Below are 15,220 nucleotides of genomic sequence, written 5' to 3'. Positions count from 1 at the left end.
ACGGGCAGCAGCCGGGCGTTCGCCCTGCTGATGGTGATCTGCGGGGCGGCCGGGCTGGTCGCCTCCTGGGTCATCACCCTCGACAAGTTCAAGCTCCTGGAGGACCCGGACTTCACCCCGGGGTGCAGCCTCAACCCCGTGGTGTCCTGCGGCAGCGTCATGGAGAGCGACCAGGCCGAGGCCTTCGGGTTCCCCAATCCGATGCTCGGCCTGGTGGCCTACGGCATCGTGGTCTGCGTCGGCGTGAGCCTGCTGTCCGGCGCCGCGTTCCCGCGCTGGTACTGGCTGACCTTCGAGGCCGGGTGCCTGTTCGGGATCGGGTTCGTCTCCTGGCTCCAGTTCGAGTCGCTGTACCGGATCAACGCCCTGTGTCTGTGGTGCTGTCTGGCCTGGCTCGGCACGATCCCGCTGTTCTGGTACGTGACGTCCTTCTGCGTACGGGCCGGTTTCCTGCCCGCCCCGCGGCCGGTACGGGCCTTCTTCGCGGAGTTCACCTGGGTGCTCCCGGTGCTGCACATCGGGGTCGTCGGCATGCTGATCCTGACCCGTTGGTGGGACTTCTGGACAAGCTGAGCATTGCTGCACCCGGGGCGACACGGCCCCGGGGACGCTCCGGTGGTGACCATGCGAGGCCGTGAACTGTTACTCGTACGAACACCGAACCGTACGAGGAGTGAGCCATGGCCGTCAGCGCACGTGGGGTGTCGGTGGACGCCGGACAGGGAACGCACGCCCCGACGAGCGACGAGCCGCGAGGGCGGACCCGGCGGGAGGCGGTGCGGCTGCTGCTCGCCTCGGCCGCGGTGGCCGTCGCCCCGGTCATCACCGCCTCCCGGCCGTCACAGTCCGCGGACGGACGGCACGGCGCCGACACCGACCTGTCCTTCGACGAGACCTACCAGGGCCGCCGTATCCAGGGCGCTCCGGCGTCGCAGGCCGGTCTCACCGCCCTCGACGTCGCCTGGCACGTCACCGTCGACGGCCGGCCGCTGCACCTGATGCGCCGAGCCGACGGCACCTGGCTGAGCATGGTCGACCACTACGGCTGGTACCGGACGCCACTGGAGGCGACCCGGGCCGCCGTCGACGAACTCGGGCCCGGCGGGCGACTGCGCGACCTGGCTCCCGGGCCGTTCGGCGGCGGGCATCCGCACAGGGAGGCACAGCATGGTGTACGTGCGTAAGAACGTGAGCAAGCTGACGCGCACCGAGCGGCGTCGGTTCGTCCAGGCGCTGCTGGCGATCAAGCGCCGCGGTGAGTACGACGAGTTCGTACGCCTGCACATCGCGCATTTCGTCGGCGACGGCGACCGGGGCCTGCGTGCCGCGCACATGACGCCCTCCTTCCTGCCCTGGCACCGCAGGCTGCTGCTGGACCTGGAGGAGGCCCTGCGCCGCGTCGACGACTCGGTGACGGTGCCGTACTGGGACTGGACGCGGGACCGCAGCCCCACCGCGGTGCCATGGACCGACGAACTGCTCGGCGGCAACGGCCGACCCGGTGACCGGCGGGTGATGACCGGGCCGTTCGCCCGTGCGACCGGCAACTGGACCATCAGGGCGGGTGCCTTCGCGGGTGACTTCCTCACCCGGGACCTGGGCCGCTCCCGTAATCCGATCGCCCTGCCCACCAAGGCCGAGCTGAAGCAGGCGCTGGACGACCCGGTCTACGACATCGCCCCGTGGAACTCGACGGTCGGCAGGGGCTTCCGCAACAAGCTGGAGGGGTGGGGGCGCGGCAGGGACTCCTGGCGCAACCACAACCGGGTGCACCGCTGGGTCGGGGGCGCCATGCTCGGCGGAGCGTCCGTCAACGACCCCGTCTTCTGGCTGCACCACGCCTTCGTCGACATGCAGTGGCAGCGCTGGCAGCAGCGCCACCGCAACCACCGCTACCTGCCGGCGAACCCGCCCGGGCAGCGCAGCGACCAGTACCGGCGGATCGTCGCCCGGCACGAGCGGCTCCCACCGTGGGACGTGACACCGGACGAGCTGGAGGACGTGTCCAAGATCTACCGGTACGCGTAGGAACCGGTCGCACCGGGGCGGCCGACAACGCCTGACCGGCCCGGCGTCAGGGCAGTCGTCGTACCGGTGAACCCGCCAGGTAGGCCTGGATGTCCTCCACCGCCTGGCCGTAGTACGTCGCGTAGTTGGCCTGCGAGACATAGCCGAGGTGGGGTGTGGCCAGCAGCCGGGGAGCCGTGCGCATCGGGTGGTCGGCGGGGAGGGGCTCGGTGTCGAACACGTCGACGCCGGCGCCGGCGATGCGGCCCTCGTGCAGGGCGGTGAGCAGGGCGTCCTGGTCGACGATGGCCGCGCGGGAGGTGTTGATCAGATACGCCGTCGGCTTGAGCAGGGCGAGTTCGGGCGCGCCGAGCAGGCCCCGGGTGCGGTCGCTCAGCGCGAGATGGACCGAGACGAAGTCGCTGTCTTTCAGCAACTCCTCCTTTGACGCGGCCAGATGGACGCCCACCTCGTCGGCGTACTCCTTGGTGAGGTTCTGGCTCCAGGCGGTGACGCGCATACCGAAGGCGAGGCCGACGTGAGCCACCCGGCTGCCGATCTTGCCGAGGCCCAGCAGGCCCAGCCGGCGGCCGTGCAGATCGGCGCCGACCGTGCTCTGCCAGGGGCCGCCGGAGCGCAGGGCGTCGTTCTCCTGGACGAGGCCGCGGGCCAGGCCCAGCAGCAGGGCCCAGGTGAGTTCGACGGGCGGGGTGGAGGTGCTGGCCGTGCCGCAGACGGTGACGCCGTGCGCCTCGGCGGCGGCGTAGTCGATCACCGAGTTGCGCATGCCGGAGGCGATCAGCAGCCGCAGCCGGGGGAGACGGGCGATCAGCGAGGCCGGGAACGGCACCCTTTCGCGCAGGGTGACCACGATCTCGAAGTCTGCGAGGGCCGTGGCGAGGGAGTCCTCGTCGGGGAAGTGGGTGGTGAACGGGACGACCTCCACGTCGTCCGCGAGTGGCGACCAGTCGGCGACCTGGGTCGCCGCGTTCTGGAAGTCGTCGAGCACGGCACAGCGCAGCCGCACGGTGGCTCCTTTCCTTGTGGGTCGCGTGGCGCGAAGGGGGGCCGGAACAGACCGGCCGGTCCGATTGTCGGCGCGTGGCGCCGCGTTGCCGCTAACTCCGCGTGGCGGCCGTGACCGGCTCCTGGGTGTTCGCCCGGTACTCCTCGAAGACTCTCTCACCCCGGTCCGGCGACAGGTCGAGCGCGGCCAGCATCGCGGGCGTGGAGATGCTCGGCAGGACGTGGCGGAGCAGGACGGAGACGCGGCGGCCGAGGTCCGCCCGGTTGCAGTTGGCCTGGCTCATCGCCTGGACGCCGGCGAAGGCGCCGTTGAGGAACTCGGCGGTCTCGGCCACATCGACATGGGGCAGGAGTTCGCCCTGGGCCCGGGCCTCCGTGAGGATCTGCTCCATGTGCTCGGTCCAGGCGCGGAAGGCGCCGTCACGGTCCAGCTCGCGCGCGCCCTGGTCGAGGGCGAGGGAGACACCCGCCTGCACCAGCGGATCGTGCTGCAACCGGTGGGCCATCAGCATGCCGTGGTCGACGAGCTTCTGGAGCTTGCTGGCTCTCTCGGGGAGCCTGTCGACGGGCAGTTGGGCCTCCAGCACGCCCAGCGCGACCTCCTCCTTGGAGGAGAAGTGGAAGTACAGCGCGCCCCTGGTGACCCCGGCGCGATTGAGGATCTCCTCCACGGTGGCCGAGGCGTAACCACGCTCGCCGAACACCCTCGCGGCCGCTTCGAGGATCGTCCGACGGGTTCTGATCGCGCGGTCCTGCTGAGCCATCTCTGCCTCCAACGTGCGTACACGGCACGTCACTTCACGCATTGAAAAGAAAACCGGATCACACGTAGGTTACTCGGCGGGCGGGGGCGGCCCGCCCTGGTGAATGACTCGAGGGGAGCCATGGACCCGGCGCGATCTCTCGACCCACCAGCACGGGACGAGCAAACCACAGGAGTTGCCGGGCCCGTCCGCGCAACCGCCGTATGGAACACGGAGGTGAGCGGCGAGCACGTGCACCGGCTGGATCCCCACGACGCGCTCCCCACCGCGTGGCGCCGGCTGGACGACACACACTTCCAGGTCAGGGCCCGCTGGCCGCGGCGGCACCGGTTCTTCACCGAGGTGGCCGGGCGCTTCCAGGACCCCCTGCTGATACCCGAGACACTGCGGCAGGCCGCTCTGCTGCTGGCGCACACCGCGTTCTCGGTGCCCGTCGGCGACCGGTTCGTGATGCAGCGCATCCGGTACTCGGCGTCGCCGGCCGGGCTGGTGCTCGACCGCTCCCCGGAGGGCGTCGTCGCCGACCTCAGCTGTGGTGGCGTACGGCGGCGGGGGCGCCGGCTGGCGGGCATGCGGTGCGCGATGGTGCTGCGGCGCCGGGGCCGGGTCGTCGCCACCGCCGACGGGCTGCTCGACTGTGTCTCGGACCGGGCCTATCGCCGACTGCGCGGGGAGCGGCTGGCCTGGACCGGCCGGCCCGTACCGCTGCCACCCGGACTGCCGCCCGGCGCGGTCGGCAGGACGGACGCCGGGGCCGTCGTACTCGCGCCGTCGTCGCGGCCGGGCGCCTGGCGCCTCAGGGTCGACACCGCCCATCCCACTCTGTTCCGCAGAGCGAACGACCATGTGCCGGGCTTCGTGCTGCTGGAGGCGGCCCGGCAGGCCGCCACGGCCCTGTCGCTCTTCCCCGGCCTCATGGTGGTCACCGACATGGACATGGCCTTCCTGCGGTACGCCGAACTGGACACCCCTTGCTGGATCGAGGCCGAGACGGCCAGCGAGGGCGGCCCCGACCCGGGCAAGGTGCGGGTGCGAGGGCTCCAGGACGACACCGAGGTCTTCCGCTGTACGGTGACGGTCGCCGCGTCGGCGCCGGCCGTACCCGACCCCTACGGCGGCCTGCTCGGCGGGTCCGCCACCGACCGCTGACACGGTCCGCGGACCGCGGGCCGAGAGGGAGGACCCACCTTGTCACCACGCATCCTCGTCACCGGGGGCAGCGGCTTCGTCGGCGGCCATGTCGTGGCCGCCCTGCGGGAGTCGGGCGGCGCCACGCCGCCCCCCGTCCGGCTGCTGCTGCGCGATCCGGCCGCCCTGACACCGGACCGGGCTCCGGCCGCGGACGTCGTGCGGGGAGACCTGGCCGACCCGGCCTCGCTGCGCGGGGTCTGCGAGGGCGTGGACGTCGTGCTGCACTGCGCCTCCCACATCGGCGACGACCCGCGGCTCACCGAGACCGTCAACGACCACGGCACCCGCGCCCTGGTCGAGGAGGCGACCCGCGCCGGTGCGACCCGGATCGTCTATGTGAGTACGGCCGCCGTGTACGGCCGGGGCCCCTTCACCGCCGCCCTCCCGGGCGAACCGCCCCTCGCCCCGACCTCGCCGACCAGCCGGGCCCGTGCCGCCGCCGAGCGGCATGTGCTGGACGCGGGCGGAGCCGTACTGCGTCCGCACCTCGTACTCGGCACCGGCGACCGCTGGGTGGTGCCCGGCCTGGCCACCCTGATGGGCGCGCTGAAGGCCCGCCTCAAGGGGTGCGAGGCCCGCCACTCCGTGGTCGACGTACGGGCGTTGGGGCGCGCGGTGGCCGCCGCCGGCCTGTCGGAGCATGGTCTGTCGGGCGTGCATCACGTCAACCGCCCCCAGCCGGTGAACGGTTCGGAACTGCTCGACACGGTGGCCGACCGACTCGGCCTACGGCTCCCGGGCGCACCCGTCGACGTCGACGAGGCGCGCACCCGGCTCGCCGGACAGCCCCGGGCACTGCACCACCTCGGCATGCTGGCCGTGGACCACTGGTTCGCGGACGACGGCTTCTGGGACGCGGTCGGTGCCGATCACGGGGTCGGGTTCGCGGGGAGTATGGCCGAACACGGGCCGTGGTACGGGGAGTTCGTCCAGCGCGGCTGACATCTCCCCGACCCTGGATGTCAAAGGAAGCGGAGGGAGGGAGCTCGTGGAACTCGTGGAACTCGTGGAAACCGAACGCGCGCTGACGGGCAAGATCGCACTGGTCACCGGGGCCGGCCGGGGTATCGGCAGAGGCATCGCCGAGCGGCTCGCCCGGGACGGGGCGCTGGTCGGCGTCCACTACGGCGAGAGCGAGGCCGCCGCGCTGGAAGTGGTCGCGGGGATCCGCGAGAGCGGCGGGCGGGCCTTTCCCGTCGGGGCCGAACTGGGGGTGCCGGGCGACGCCGACGCCGTCTTCGCGGCGTTCGATGCCGGGGTGTGGGAGGAGACGGGGGCGGGCGCCGGTGCCGGGGTGGGGGAGCGGACGGGGGCGGGCGCCGGTGCGGGGGTGTGGGAGCAGACGGGGGATGGCTGCGATGCGGCGGGCTCCGATGCGTCGGGCGCCGATGCCGTGGGCTCGCTCGACATCCTCGTGAACAACGCGGGGACGAGTGGTTCGGGGCGGATCGGACAGGCGGACCCCGAGGTGTTCGACCGCATGATCGCCGTCAACGCCAAGGCACCCTTCTTCCTGGTGCAGCGCGCGCTGCCGCGGCTGCGCGACGGAGGGCGGGTCATCAACATCTCCTCGCTGGCCTCACGGCACGCCTTCCCGGAGTCCGTCGCGTACGCCATGTCCAAGGGGGCGCTGAACACGATGACCCTCTGCCTGGCCAAGGAACTCGCCGGACGCGGGATCACCGTCAACACGGTCGGACCCGGCTTCATCGAGACGGACATGAACGCCCACCGCAGGGCCACACCGGAGGCACGGGCCGCCCTGGCCGCGAGTTCGGTCTTCGACCGGATCGGCAGACCGTCGGACGTGGCGGACGTCGTGGCGTTCCTGGCGTCGGACGACTCCCGGTGGCTGACCGGGCAGTATCTGGATGCCAGCGGGGGGAGCGAGCTTTGAGGTGGCTACGGCTGTGAAGGCGTCGTAGTGGAGGGGGACGGTCGCTGGGGTGCCTGGGGTGCCTGGGGTGCTTGGGGGTGTGCCTGGGGGGTCGGTGACGCGTCGCCCTCCGGCCGGAGTGCTGGACGACGGGTTGTGATGTGACTCAGCCTGCCGCGTGGGTGGCTTGACCACAGCCGCGACGCGGGGGAGTGCGCGAGTCGTGTGCGCGCATGCGGGGTGAGCGTCGCGCACCTAGGCTGATGCTGCTCGGGGTAGCTGCGGAGGTCTGCCATGCCCCGATCCATCTGGTCCGGTGCCATCTCGTTCGGCCTGGTCACGGTGCCGATCAACGTGGTCAGTGCCACCGAGGACCACAGCATTCGCTTCCACCAGTACCACCTGGAGGACATGGGCCGTGTCCGGGTGCGCAAGTTCTGCGAGGTCGAGGACCGCGAAGTCGACGGCGCCGAGATCGGCAAGGGCTACCAGCTGACCAAGGAACAGGTCATCCCGATCAGCGACGAAGAACTGCGCGAGATCCCCCTGCCGACCGCCAAGGCGATCGAGATCGAGGCCTTCGTGCCGCTGGGGTCCATCGACCCCCTCCGCATCGGCGAGGGCTACTACCTCCAGCCGGCCGGGCAGGTGGCGGCGAAGCCGTACAAACTCCTCGTGCAGGCCCTGGGCCGGTCGTCGAAGATCGCGGTGGCCAAGTACGCCTGGTCGGGACGCGAGCGGCTGGGCCTGCTGCGGGTGAAGGACGACGTGATCGTGCTGCATGCCATGCGCTGGCCGGACGAGATCCGCGACCCTGCCGAGCTGCTGCCCGAGCCCGTGGAACTGACCGAGGACGAGATCGACGGCGCGCTGTCGCTCATGGACAGCATGAGCCGCGACGACCTGGAGGACCCGGAGTTCCGCGACACCTACACCGAGGCCCTGGCGGAGATCATCGAGGCGAAGCGTGAGGACAAGCCCTTGCCCGCGGCACCCGAGCCTGCCGACTCGGGCGGCCAGGTGCTCGATCTGATGGCCGCCCTCAACCAGTCCGTGGCCCAGGCACAAGCCGCCCGCGGCGAGCGCACGGCCGACGTGCACGAGATGCCGAAGAAGAAGACCGCGGCCAAGAAGACCACGGCGAAGAAGCAGCCGGCCAAGAAGCAGCCGGCCAAGAAGACTGCCGCGAGCAAGACGACGAAGAAGACCGCAGCGCAGAAGACCTCGGGCCGTCGGCCACGCAGCGCCTAGCAGGCGGGGCCCGGCATGGACATCGAGCTGACGTACCGCAAGGGGCTGCTGCGCAGCATCGGCGACGTGGAGATCTCCTACGGCCGACGGGAGTGGCTGAACGGCACGCCACGCGCCCTGGGTGCCTGGCCGCTGGAGTACCAGCGGCTCAGCACGAACGTGCGCGCCGTGGGCAGCGTAGAGATCACCTACAGCAAGTGGTCCACCCAGCCGCGCACGGTCGGTCAGTGGAGCTGTGAATCCAGCCGGTTCGGTGCCCGCCTGCTGCGCGTTGGACCGTATGAGCTGAGGCATGACTTGGCCGGCAGCCGCGTTCGTGGCATCGGCCCGCTCGAAGTCTTCTACGACAAACTCGGCTCCCGTCCCATCCGCGTGCGGCTGCACGACGACAGCCAACGACTGTCCGACGACCTCGTCCTGGTGCTCTACCTCGTGCTGTTCTGGCAGAAGCAGGCCTGGGAGGCAGCCGAGCAAGCCAGGAGGAGCTGACGGCCGGACCGGTGCTGGGTGCACGTACACCGGGGGCACGGTCCGGCTGAGACTCAGCTCGATCAGCCGGACAGCCCGAAGCCTGACCTTAATCACCAAAGCGGGCGCCCGGGGCTTCGCCGTTTCCGCTGGCGCAGGCCCTGAACAGCAAAAACGTGCTCCCGAAGGAGGGCGGAGACTGGGCGCCCCCGGCAGGACTCGAACCTGCGGCCAAGCGCTTAGAAGGCGCTTGGCGTGTTCGCCGAGGGTCGGCCACTGACCTCAACAGCTACCCCTTCCGCTGGCAGCTCGTCCCCAGCCGTCGACACGCATTCGACATGGCCTGGAGCCGGTTCACGGTCGCCGGTAGGCCGATGGGTCGATACCCGCTTCTGGCGTCCTGCTGAAGGACACGTAGGCGGGGTGCTCTGGGTCTCCAACCTGTATGAGGGCGTAGAGATCAAGGTCATGGTTTGCGAATCTGTGGAGGTATTGGAGGAACAGCTCCAACTCCTCGTCCGACAGCCGCTCATCGTGCCGCTCGTTGCGCATGGGGTCACGATACGAGCGGAGGAGCTACGACCTGACGCGGACCTGTCCTGCTAGCGGTTGATGGGGATCTCGTAGACGATCTCGCAGTGAGCTGCCGGCACCACGATGTCCGCCGTCTCCACGGGCCGCCCGTCGTCGCTGTAGTACGTCCGCCGGATGTGCGTCACGAGCGCGGCCTTCTGGATGCCGAGGAGTGACGCCTCCTCGGCGGTCGCCTGCCTGGGTTCCGGCTGCTCCACGGCGTGGCTGACGGTGACTCCGATCGCGGCCATGCGGTTCACGACACCGGCCCCGGCGTGCGGCCCTCCCTCGGGGAGGACGACGAGCGTGCCGGCGGTGAGGTCGTACGGCTCCCAACTCGTCGACAGCTGCACGGGCCTGCCGTCGGCCAGGAACTCGTACGCCGTGCGGACGCATAGGTCGCCCTCGGTGATGCCGAGCCGCGCCGCGATGTCGGCCGGAGCTGGCACCTTGGCCTCGGTCCGGCTCTCCCAATCTCCTTGCCTGCCCAAGGCTTTCATGTCCGCCCGGAACGGTGACGCCTCGGGCCGCTCTCGTGCCGAGGACCGGACGACCCTGACCCGCTGCCGGGGTTCGGCGACGTAGGTGCCCGATCCGGCGCGGCCCTCCAGCACGCCCTGGGAGATCAGCAGCTCCTGTGCCCGACGGACGACGTTCTCGCCCACTCCGCACTCTTGGCCGATCTGGGCGCGGGAAGGCAGGCGGTCGCCGGGTTCCCACACGTGCTCCGCGATCCGCCGCCGGAGTTCGTCAGCGATGCGGAGATAGGGCGGCTGCTCAGGCATATGGAAAATCTAGTCCACTAGCTCTAATCTAGTTAACTAGCTTCACTCAAAGTGATCGCCGGTTAACGGAGGCTGCCCTGTGCCCGCTTCGGGAGTTAGCGCGGCGGCCATCGCTGCCCGGCTGTCCGGCGTCGGGCTTCCGGCACGGATGGAGGAGCACGACCAGTACACGACGGTCGAAGCGGAAGTGCCGGAGTCGCTCTCCGCCGACTTATGGCAGGAGGTCCTGGAAGTGGTGGCGGAGGCCGATCGGTTCGGGCTTCTCGCCACCAGCCTGAACGGCCGCACCCTCTGGGCGGCCGTACACAAAGCGGTCCCCACGACGGGCGATGTCGGGGGACCGAGCCATCAGCGATAGGAGCTGATCAGCGTGCTCAACCGTATCCGCCGTGCCGCCTCGCTCACCAGAGCGCGGTACTTCCCCAAGGGCAGGCACCGCCGTCCCTTACGGCCCTCCCGGCCGACGGCCGCCCTCGTTGATCCTGTGTCCGCTGACGCGTCGACGGTCGTCCTGGGCCGGGCTCCCGATACCGCGAACCACCGTCACCCGCTCGCGGGGGAGGAAAACGCGCTCGTCCGCCCGTACCTGCTGGCTTGGGAGCGTCGAGTACGGCTGCTCGCGGTGGTAGTCGCTCCTCACCTGCCCGCTGAGGCCTGGTCGTCGCTCGCGGGGGTGCGCTGATGCCAGCTCGCCAACAGCCCTACACCGTCGAGGTCTCGGCCGTTCCCTACTGGTCGACCGCCTGCCGTATCGGCACGCATCCTGCTTGCGTGGAGTCCTCCCCGGTCCCCGCACCGGTCGACCTGCCGATCGTCTACGAGACATGTGCCTGCCCGTGTCACTCGGCGTCCCGCCACGGCATGCCCGCGGAGGCGGAGCGGTGAGCGGCTGGGCCCCCGGCGGCACGCTGGCATCCAACGTCGAGGTCACCGCGGCAACCGTGCAGCGCGGCGACATCATCCAACTAGGCGGCCAGGCGTGCCGGGTGAGCGACCTCTTCCAACTCCCCCAAGGCGGCAAGCAACTCCTATTTTGAGTCGGGAGAGCTGCTGACCATGCATGCGCGCACCCGGCTCGCTGCCGTTCGCATACAGAGAAGGCGGTGATCCGGTCCGTGCCTTCACGCCATCACGAGATCGCCGACGATCTGCGGCACCAGATCACGACCGGTCGCATCAAGCCCGGCGAACGCCTGGCGTCCGAGGCCGGCCTCGCCGACCGATACAAGGTCAGCACGGTGACACTGCGGAGTGCCCTCGCGGTCCTCCAGGGCGAAGGCCTCGTCGAGAAGATCCACGGCAAGGGCAACTTCGTCCGCTGCCGACCGCGGAAGATCGTGTACGTCGGGGGATGGGGAACGCTGGACCCGTGGACCGCTGCTGAAACGGCTCTGCGTGTCACGGTTCGTACCAACACGGTGCTGGCAGAGGGGCATCTGGCGACCTTGCTGAAGGTGCCGACGGGCAGCCCTCTCGCAGAGTTCTTCTGCATCAGCTACGAGGGAGCGTCACCGCACGGCCTGGCCCGCATCTACATCCCGCGCGACCTGGCACCGGCCGGAGTACTGGACGACGAGTCCTCATGGCGGGAGACAGCTACGCGATTTGCCCTCCTGAGCTCGCCGTCGGCAACTGCCCTGGAGACGACAAGTGCCCGTCCACCGACACCGGACGAAGCCTCGGCCCTCCGGCTCCGCTCCGCCGTGGCGGTCCTCGCCATCACACGGGTCGCGACCGACGCCATTGGGCGAGTCGTCGAGGCAGGGCTTCTGGTGTTCCCCGGGGATCGCGTCGACGCGGTCTTCACCACCAACCACATGAACCGATGAGAGGCAGGCGCAAGGATGACCGCACCGAACCAACTGCGACTCCTCCCATGGACAGGGCCGGAGGGGAAGCCTTGCTACCTGAGCACTGACGACGGGGAGGGTTACATGTCCCGCCTGGCGGACAATATCGAGGCCGCACAGTTGGGAACGGCCGCCGAACTGCTGGAGCGAGCGTCAGACAAGCTCGACGACCAGGGCACGGGCTCGGAGGACATGCGCCGACTGGCCAGGGACCTGACCCGGGCCTTGCGCGATGTGCATCGCGTTGCGACCAGCCGCGGTGACCTTCTAGCGGTGAGCGATCCTCAATGCCCCTGAAAGGAGACGGCTGCGTTTAGTGGCCGGCAACGACCTTCCGTTCCTTGCCAACGGGGAGAGAAGCCCGGTTACGCACTGGGCTTCTCTCCCCGTTTCCCTGTGTTTACGCCGAGAGGTGCATTCAGAACGTTCGACCGACGTAAGGCGGCTCGCCCCAGCACAACATCGATGGCTCTGAACGCGGTCCGTTGTGCATAGCAACGACTCTGGAGGGCCCTTGGTGTCCGGGCAACCGCAGCAGGTCATGGCTCTGCACGAGGCAGATCAGACGGGACGAGTCCACGGATAGTCCACAGCTACTGAGCAACACTCACCAGCCGGGGTGTCCGCGCTTCTGCAGCAACCGCAGCTGAAGCGGTGACCGACCGGTTACAGTGACGTCCCCTTGGGGGAAGGGCGGTGCGAAGGTGGCTGGGGGCGTTCGGCGATACGGGCGAGTGGTAGCCGGTGTGCTTTTTCTCCTGGGTGTGTTACTGGCACTAGTCGTGGCGCATGTGGAGTGGGTACGGACCGCCGAGCGGGTCTACGCAACCTCGGTGGCCGATGCCGAGTCGGACAGCAAGATTGCGCCGGATGATGAGCCGGACACGCGGGCCAAGCTGGCCCGGTGGTATCGCGCGAACAAACCGAGCAGCCGGACTGGAAGTACGACGCTTCGGATCAGGCCAGTGCCCGGACTTGAGACGGCCCGTTGGGAGGCCACCGCGAAGCACAAGCTGGCATTGGGATACGAAGATCCGATGGTCGTGGACTTCCGCCGCGACCAAGAGGACCTGGACCAGTGGCTACCCCTGGAACTCCTTGTGGGTGGTGATGGCTGTCCGGCGGACGATTTTGACACCGATGCGGACGACGACCGCCTTGAGCAGGCGGGACCGTCGGCGAACGTGTATGCCCTCGAAGTCTCGAAGGAGACATGGGTGGGAAGCGGAGCCGACTGCACCGGCGAAGCGACGCATCTGTACGCCAACGTGAAGAAGGGATGGCTGGGGAAGAGCAGTCTCTATGACCGGTGGACGCTCACAGTCGACACGCCCCAGCGCCCTATCCTCGCTGTCGAGGGCGCAACTGTGCTTAGCCAGTCGGCCCACCGCGCCGAACTGCTTATTCCCGCCCGAGGTCTGGTTCGAGTGACTCTGGGAACCACCGCAAAGACATCTAAGCTCGGCGATTTGGAGGTAATTGCCGAGGCTGCGCAGAGTTACAGGTCTGTCTGGCGTGAGGCTGGCACGCTTCTGGCTGCTGTGACGGCCGTGACCTGCTGCTGGGTTCTGCCCTTCCTGCGACGCTGGGCGCCGAATGCGACTCGGGCACGCTGGACTGCGGCGGCGGTCGCCAGCGGTGTGCTGACGACCGCGACGCTCGCATTTGCGCTCGCGAGTACCGGAGAAGTCGAGGCGCCCTGGTGGGAGTACGCAGGTAGCGGTACGCCGCTGGTGGCGTGGTGGTGGGTGCTTCTGCCTTTCCTGCTTGGGGCGTTCGTGATTCGGGCCGCGACAGTACGCCCACCCCAGCTGCGGCAGTTGCTCCCTCTATCGCTTATACCGGGTGTTGTTCCTCTCATACCGGCACTCGTTCTCGCGGTGACTGGCCGGACGGCCGCGCCCTTGCTGCCCATCAGCGTTGGAGCCGTCGTCACGGCACTGGTAGCGCTGGTTTTGAATCTCGGGGTTCTGGGGCCGATCGGACGACGCTGGGCAGCTACGGTCGCGATGGGAGTATGGGTGGTGTTCATGTCCGTTGTTCCGGGAATGGGTCTGCCCAACTACGCTGACGGCGCCTGGGCGAACAGTCTCGTGGCGGGCGCTCTCTCCTGGGGCTGGGCCGCACTGTTGTGGCCTGTACTGATGGCGTTCGGCTGGCGTTGGTGGACCGCGTCCGTGCTCGTCGGAACGGTGTGGTACCTGCTCGCCGTCGGCGCGGAGTTCGGCAACGGGGCTCACAGCTGGATTCGACTGGAGGACGGCTCGTGGCTGTCCTTCGGGGTGGGCGCCAACGTTGCGGCTAACCGACCCCTCTTGACGATGCAGACCGTGCTTGTCTCCTGCGCACTGCTGTATCTATCGCGCCACGCGTGTACGGGCGGGAAGTGGCCTCCGCACCTCCGCGCCGTCGCTTCGGGGCTCGGCACTTTGGCAGTGGCTACGGCCGTGGCCCAGTACGACTTCACATACTTCGGCGAGGACGACGTGCAGCGATCTGGTCGCTACCTTTCGGTGGCTATCGCTGCCGTCGGATTCGCCGTTCTGCTGCCACAGTCAGCCGAATTGCGTGCTGCACGACTGCACGCCGTTCCATCGCGCGCCCACAACCACCGCATGCACGCCCTGCTGAAGGACCAGACTCTCGAAGCCAGCCGGCGGGAATTTCTTGCTGCCTCACGTACGGCTCTTGCCGAAGGGGAGCTTACTGCTCGCGAGTGGAGCATGCGGTGGAGGAAGCTCGGTGCGCTCGGCGCCCGAGGCACGGCGCCTCAGCACTCCGTGGCACTGCGGCTTGCCGCCCTTGGCAGCTCCGGGGGACGCGACGCCTGGCGAAACGGGGTGTCGGGTGCCGTTCTCCTCACCGTCTGTAGCCTGCCGTGGCTCTGCTACACGCTGCCTCCTCTGCTTAGCGTGACCTCCCAGGTGGACAACACGGTCCAGGCGTGGGCCTATTCGCTGCGCTGGCCGCTGTACGGCTTCGTCTACGGGTACGCCTACTCCTGGCTGCGCGGCGGCACGCCCCTGGGCAAGGCTATGTGCCTGCTCGCCGTCGTCCTCACAACCGAACTGACTCAACTGCTCTACCAGGGCTTGAAACCGGGCGCCTTCGGTGTCGCTCTCCTGCTGACCACAGGTAACTGTCTCGCTGTGTTCCTCGTTCTGGGCCTGTACTGGGAGGCCCGTTTGGTACGCGCTGCAGGCCTGCGATGGGGACAGATCCGGAACTTTAAGACGCTCTCGGCCATGGCGGTGCCAGCGACCACCGTCCTCGTGGCTGCGGCTACAGCTATGGCAACCGCTATGGTCGGCGTCTGGGTTGCGCCGGGTAGCGCCCCACCGGCAGAGAACCCGACAGACCAGCCCGCGGCCACAGCCCCCCGAGATCCTGGCCCGTGACAACAAGGGTTAGCCAAATGCTCTCGTGTCA

General features: G+C 69.1%; 16 protein-coding genes, 1 tRNA gene and 2 pseudogenes. 14 read left to right on the top strand and 5 right to left on the bottom strand.

Features of this window, described 5'->3' with window-relative positions; translation table 11 throughout:
- Positions 1–30 precede the first annotated feature (30 nt).
- The 3 genes from ACIQWG_RS11800 (at position 31) to ACIQWG_RS11790 (ending at position 2,028) form a co-directional block, all read left to right on the top strand.
- Positions 31–573 carry a vitamin K epoxide reductase family protein gene (locus ACIQWG_RS11800; RefSeq protein ID WP_404093583.1) on the top strand — a complete coding sequence of 181 codons (543 nt, stop codon included), beginning with the start codon at positions 31–33 and terminating at the stop codon, positions 571–573.
- A gap of 107 nt (positions 574–680) precedes the next feature.
- Positions 681–1,184 carry a tyrosinase family oxidase copper chaperone gene (locus ACIQWG_RS11795; protein ID WP_404093427.1) on the top strand — a complete coding sequence of 168 codons (504 nt, stop codon included), beginning with the start codon at positions 681–683 and terminating at the stop codon, positions 1,182–1,184.
- On the top strand, positions 1,168–2,028 hold the full coding sequence (locus ACIQWG_RS11790) for a tyrosinase family protein (protein WP_404093424.1): 861 nt from the start codon (positions 1,168–1,170) through the stop codon (positions 2,026–2,028). Before ACIQWG_RS11795 ends, ACIQWG_RS11790 begins: the two co-directional genes overlap by 17 nt.
- Positions 2,029–2,074: 46 nt before the next feature.
- On the opposite strand, the gene ACIQWG_RS11785 is transcribed toward ACIQWG_RS11790, so the two are convergent.
- Positions 2,075–3,034 (bottom strand): D-2-hydroxyacid dehydrogenase family protein, encoded by a 960-nt coding sequence (locus ACIQWG_RS11785; RefSeq protein ID WP_404093423.1) that lies wholly within the window; start codon positions 3,032–3,034, stop codon positions 2,075–2,077.
- A 91-nt stretch (positions 3,035–3,125) separates the two neighbouring features.
- The gene (locus ACIQWG_RS11780; RefSeq protein ID WP_404093421.1) at positions 3,126–3,797 is read right to left on the bottom strand and encodes a ScbR family autoregulator-binding transcription factor; all 672 of its coding nucleotides are present in this window, start codon (positions 3,795–3,797) and stop codon (positions 3,126–3,128) included.
- Positions 3,798–4,013: 216 nt separating this feature from the next.
- On the opposite strand from ACIQWG_RS11780, the gene ACIQWG_RS11775 reads away from it, so the two are divergent.
- The 5 genes from ACIQWG_RS11775 to ACIQWG_RS11755 all read left to right on the top strand — a co-directional run bounded on the left by ACIQWG_RS11775 (position 4,014) and on the right by ACIQWG_RS11755 (position 8,604).
- Positions 4,014–4,946: a ScbA/BarX family gamma-butyrolactone biosynthesis protein gene (locus ACIQWG_RS11775; RefSeq protein ID WP_404093419.1), complete on the top strand. Its 933-nt coding sequence runs from the start codon at positions 4,014–4,016 to the stop codon at positions 4,944–4,946.
- A 39-nt stretch (positions 4,947–4,985) separates the two neighbouring features.
- Positions 4,986–5,930, top strand: a complete 945-nt coding sequence (locus ACIQWG_RS11770) for an NAD-dependent epimerase/dehydratase family protein (protein WP_404093416.1) — start codon at positions 4,986–4,988, stop codon at positions 5,928–5,930.
- A gap of 46 nt (positions 5,931–5,976) precedes the next feature.
- Positions 5,977–6,885, top strand: coding sequence for an SDR family oxidoreductase (locus ACIQWG_RS11765; protein WP_404093413.1), 909 nt, complete (start codon positions 5,977–5,979; stop codon positions 6,883–6,885).
- 273 nt (positions 6,886–7,158) lie between these two features.
- Positions 7,159–8,115, top strand: a complete 957-nt coding sequence (locus tag ACIQWG_RS11760; protein ID WP_404093410.1) for a Ku protein — start codon at positions 7,159–7,161, stop codon at positions 8,113–8,115.
- A gap of 15 nt (positions 8,116–8,130) precedes the next feature.
- Positions 8,131–8,604 (top strand): hypothetical protein, encoded by a 474-nt coding sequence (locus ACIQWG_RS11755; RefSeq protein WP_404093409.1) that lies wholly within the window; start codon positions 8,131–8,133, stop codon positions 8,602–8,604.
- Between the two features lie 179 nt (positions 8,605–8,783).
- Here ACIQWG_RS11755 and ACIQWG_RS11750 read toward each other — a convergent pair.
- The 3 genes from ACIQWG_RS11750 to ACIQWG_RS11740 form a co-directional block, all read right to left on the bottom strand.
- Positions 8,784–8,855, bottom strand: a tRNA-Arg gene (locus ACIQWG_RS11750).
- Between the two features lie 82 nt (positions 8,856–8,937).
- Positions 8,938–9,135, bottom strand: a complete 198-nt coding sequence (locus ACIQWG_RS11745; protein ID WP_404093406.1) for a hypothetical protein — start codon at positions 9,133–9,135, stop codon at positions 8,938–8,940.
- Positions 9,136–9,185: 50 nt separating this feature from the next.
- Positions 9,186–9,941: a GntR family transcriptional regulator gene (locus tag ACIQWG_RS11740; RefSeq protein ID WP_404093404.1), complete on the bottom strand. Its 756-nt coding sequence runs from the start codon at positions 9,939–9,941 to the stop codon at positions 9,186–9,188.
- A 79-nt stretch (positions 9,942–10,020) separates the two neighbouring features.
- Here ACIQWG_RS11740 and ACIQWG_RS11735 point away from each other — a divergent pair, with 79 nt between their 5' ends.
- The 6 genes and pseudogenes from ACIQWG_RS11735 to ACIQWG_RS11710 all read left to right on the top strand — a co-directional run bounded on the left by ACIQWG_RS11735 (position 10,021) and on the right by ACIQWG_RS11710 (position 15,189).
- Positions 10,021–10,299 carry a hypothetical protein gene (locus ACIQWG_RS11735; protein ID WP_404093401.1) on the top strand — a complete coding sequence of 93 codons (279 nt, stop codon included), beginning with the start codon at positions 10,021–10,023 and terminating at the stop codon, positions 10,297–10,299.
- Between the two features lie 323 nt (positions 10,300–10,622).
- Positions 10,623–10,826: a hypothetical protein gene (locus ACIQWG_RS11730; RefSeq protein ID WP_404093398.1), complete on the top strand. Its 204-nt coding sequence runs from the start codon at positions 10,623–10,625 to the stop codon at positions 10,824–10,826.
- A pseudogene (locus ACIQWG_RS11725) lies at positions 10,823–11,048 on the top strand (hypothetical protein). Before ACIQWG_RS11730 ends, ACIQWG_RS11725 begins: the two are co-directional and overlap by 4 nt.
- A pseudogene (locus ACIQWG_RS11720) lies at positions 11,045–11,789 on the top strand (GntR family transcriptional regulator). Before ACIQWG_RS11725 ends, ACIQWG_RS11720 begins: the two co-directional pseudogenes overlap by 4 nt.
- The gene (locus ACIQWG_RS11715; protein WP_404093397.1) at positions 11,786–12,088 is read left to right on the top strand and encodes a hypothetical protein; all 303 of its coding nucleotides are present in this window, start codon (positions 11,786–11,788) and stop codon (positions 12,086–12,088) included. Before ACIQWG_RS11720 ends, ACIQWG_RS11715 begins: the two are co-directional and overlap by 4 nt.
- Positions 12,089–12,828: 740 nt before the next feature.
- Positions 12,829–15,189 (top strand): hypothetical protein, encoded by a 2,361-nt coding sequence (locus ACIQWG_RS11710; protein WP_404093394.1) that lies wholly within the window; start codon positions 12,829–12,831, stop codon positions 15,187–15,189.
- Positions 15,190–15,220: the final 31 nt, after the last annotated feature.

The organism is Streptomyces sp. NPDC098781 (assembly GCF_044759995.1).
Taxonomy (GTDB): Bacteria; Actinomycetota; Actinomycetes; order Streptomycetales; family Streptomycetaceae; genus Streptomyces.
The sequence above is the reverse complement of the archived record's forward strand: the minus strand, read 5'-3'. Positions and strand labels throughout refer to the sequence as shown.